Source organism: Microbacterium sp. (assembly GCF_035277845.1).
GTDB lineage: Bacteria > Actinomycetota > Actinomycetes > Actinomycetales > Microbacteriaceae > Microbacterium.
In genome coordinates this window covers 1-3,213 of sequence record NZ_DATEJS010000337.1, presented here as the reverse complement: position 1 = coordinate 3,213, position 3,213 = coordinate 1, and the positions used below count along the sequence as shown (strand labels likewise).

Here is a 3,213-nt window from a genome sequence, read left to right as displayed (position 1 = left end):
CCGATCCCCTGACCTGAAACCCCGACCCTGAGGTAGACATGGCCACCGCTGCACGCAACAAGAACTGGTTCGCGATCTGGATCACGATCGCCGTCGTGGTGATCGTGGTCGCCGTGGCCGGCGTCGTCATCGCGATGAACTCCGCGGCCACCGGTTCGGGCACTCAGCCGCAGTCCTCGCACATCGACACCGCGAGCGGCGCGATCTCGCTGGGCAGCGGCTCCAAGACGATGGACACCTACATCGACCTGCAGTGCCCCATCTGCCAGCAGTTCGAAGAGGCGTACGGCACCGACATCCAGAAGCTCGTCACCGACAAGACGATCACGCTGAAGATCCACCCGATCTCGATCCTGGACCGTGAATCCAGCGGCACGCAGTACTCGACCCGCGCCGCGAGCGCCGTGTACTCGGTGGCCGTGCGCGACTACTCGCACGTGTACGCGTTCATCCAGATGCTGTACACGAACCAGCCGGCGGAGGGCGCGACGGGTCTCACCGACCAGCAGCTCATCGATCTCGCCAAGAAGGCCGGCGTCAACATGACGAGCGACCTGCAGAACGACTTCACGAAGCACACGTACGCCAAGTACGTGACCGCGATGACCCCGAAGACGCCGCTGGCGCCGGGTGCATCCGGCATCGGCACGCCGACGGTCGCGATCGACGGCAAGACGATCTCGCTGTCGACGCTGCCCGCGCCGGCGCAGATCGGCTCGCTCTTCAAGTGATGGCCGAACGCCGGGGCAGCGGGTTCGCGATCTGGATCACCGCGGTGGTGGCGCTCGTCGTCGCCGTGGTGATCGGGGTCGTGATCGCGGTCGACAGCGCCGCGAAGTCGACGTCGACCGACGTGGGCGCGAGGCCGTCCGGCAGCATCATCAACACGAAGACGGGGGCGATCTCGGTCGGCGACCCGTCGGCGAAGAACACGGTCGCGACGTACATCGACTTCATGTGCCCGGTCTGCAACGCGTTCGAGAAGCACTACGGCCCGACCCTGCGCGACCAGGTGGAGCGCAAGACCGTGCACCTGCAGGTGCATCCGGTGGCGATTCTGGATCGCGCGTCCAACGGCACCCAGTTCTCCAGCCGCGCCGCCAGCGCCGCGTACTGCGTCGCGCAGGACAGCCCGGACAGCGTGTGGCCGTTCATCACGGCGATGTACGCCGACCAGCCCAAGGAGGGCTCGGACGGCCTCGCCGACGCGCGCATCGTCGCCATCGCGCACGGTGCCGGCGCGACGGCATCTGGTCTCGACGCGTGCATCACGTCGCACCGCTTCGTCGGCTACGTGCAGAAGCTGACCGAGTCGCTGCCCGCAGACCCGGCCACCGGCCAGGCCGGCACGCCCACGGTCATCGTCAACGGCACCTACATCCCCTACGCCAAACTCGCCGCCGGCGACCCCCAGGCCATCCTCGCGAAGCTGAAGTAGCCCCCCGCCCCGGCCGGTCGGTCTCCCCTCCCTCCCCGGTCGTTGAGCGAGCGTAGCGAGCCGAAACGCGTCTCCCGCCCCGCCCGTTCGCCCGATCCGGTGCACCCGCCCCGTTCCCGACGTAGCGTAGATCCGCACGCTTCATCCGACGAGGGATGGAGCACACGGGCCTCCGAAGGAGATCAGGCATGACCGACCAGAGCACGCGGACGATCCCGCACTGGATCGACGGCGCCGAACGCGTCGTCGCAGGGAGCCGCACCGCTCCCGTCTTCAACCCGGCGACCGGAGCCGTTCAGGCCGAGGTGCAGTTCGCCGACGACGCGGTGATCGCGGATGCCATCGCATCGGCCGAGCGCGGCTTCCGGGTGTGGTCGCAGTACTCGATCGCCAAGCGTCAGTCGGTGATGTTCGCGTTCCGCGAGCTGCTGAACGCACGCAAGGGCGAGCTCGCGGCGATCATCACGAGCGAGCACGGCAAGGTGCTTTCGGATGCCGCCGGCGAGATCGCACGCGGCATGGAGGTCGTCGAGCTGGCGTGCGGCTTCCCGTCGCTGACGAAGGGCGAGCACTCGGAGAACGTGTCCACCGGCATCGACGTCTACACGTTCAAGCAGCCACTGGGTGTCATCGGCATCATCTCCCCGTTCAACTTCCCGGTCATGGTGCCGATGTGGTTCTTCTCGGTCGCGATCGCGGCCGGCAACGCGGCCATCGTGAAGCCCAGCGAGAAGGATCCCTCCGCGTCGATCTGGCTCGCGAAGCTGTGGCAGGAGGCGGGTCTGCCGGACGGCGTGTTCACGGTGCTGCAGGGCGACAAGCAGGCCGTGGACGGTCTGCTGAACAGCCCGGTCGTTCAGTCCATCTCGTTCGTGGGGTCGACGCCCATCGCGCAGTACATCTACGAGAACGCCGCGCGCACCGGCAAGCGGGTGCAGGCCCTGGGCGGCGCGAAGAACCACATGCTGGTGCTCCCGGATGCCGACCTCGAGCTGGCAGCGGACATGGCGGTCAACGCCGGGTACGGCGCGGCGGGGGAGCGGTGCATGGCGATCAGCGTCGTGCTCGCCGTGGAGCCCGTCGCGGACGACCTGGTCGCGAAGATCCGGGAGCGCATCGGCCGGCTGCGGATCGGCGATGGGGCATCCACCCCGGAGCCGGACATGGGTCCGCTCATTACGGGCGTGCACCGCGACAAGGTGGCAGGCTACGTCGACGTCGCGGAGGCCGACGGCGCGGACATCGTCGTGGACGGCCGCGGGTTCCAAGTGGACGGTGCGGAGGACGGCTTCTTCTTCGGCCCGACGCTGCTCGACAAGGTGCCGACGAGCTCGGCGGCGTACCGCGAGGAGATCTTCGGCCCGGTGCTGTCGATCGTGCGGGTGCAGTCGTACGACGAGGGCCTGGAGCTCATCAACTCGGGGCGGTTCGGCAACGGCACCGCGATCTTCACGAACGACGGGGGAGCCGCGCGCCGGTTCCAGAACGAGGTGCAGGTCGGGATGATCGGCGTCAACGTGCCGATCCCGGTGCCGGTCGCCTACCACTCGTTCGGCGGGTGGAAGCAGTCCATGTTCGGCGACGCGAAGGCGTACGGCGTGCACGGGTTCGACTTCTTCACCCGCGAGAAGGCCATCACCAGCCGCTGGCTCGACCCCGCCAAGCACGGCGGCATCGACCTCGGCTTCCCCCAGCACGACTGACCCACCCCCGGTCGTTGAGCGAGCGAGCGCCAGCGAGCGAGACGAAACGCGCACACCCCCACGGCATCCGCG

General features: G+C 68.2%; 3 protein-coding genes. All 3 read left to right on the top strand.

All coding sequences use genetic code 11. The annotated features are described in order from the left end of the window. The first annotated feature begins 38 nt into the window (after positions 1-38). Positions 39-731 carry a DsbA family protein gene (locus VJR25_RS14775; protein ID WP_324116350.1) on the top strand — a complete coding sequence of 231 codons (693 nt, stop codon included), beginning with the start codon at positions 39-41 and terminating at the stop codon, positions 729-731. Continuing rightward, positions 731-1,438, top strand: a complete 708-nt coding sequence (locus tag VJR25_RS14770) for a DsbA family protein (protein ID WP_324116348.1) — start codon at positions 731-733, stop codon at positions 1,436-1,438. The genes VJR25_RS14775 and VJR25_RS14770 overlap by 1 nt, the downstream gene beginning before the upstream one ends. A gap of 188 nt (positions 1,439-1,626) precedes the next feature. After that, positions 1,627-3,141 carry a CoA-acylating methylmalonate-semialdehyde dehydrogenase gene (locus VJR25_RS14765; RefSeq protein ID WP_324116346.1) on the top strand — a complete coding sequence of 505 codons (1,515 nt, stop codon included), beginning with the start codon at positions 1,627-1,629 and terminating at the stop codon, positions 3,139-3,141. Positions 3,142-3,213 lie beyond the last annotated feature (72 nt).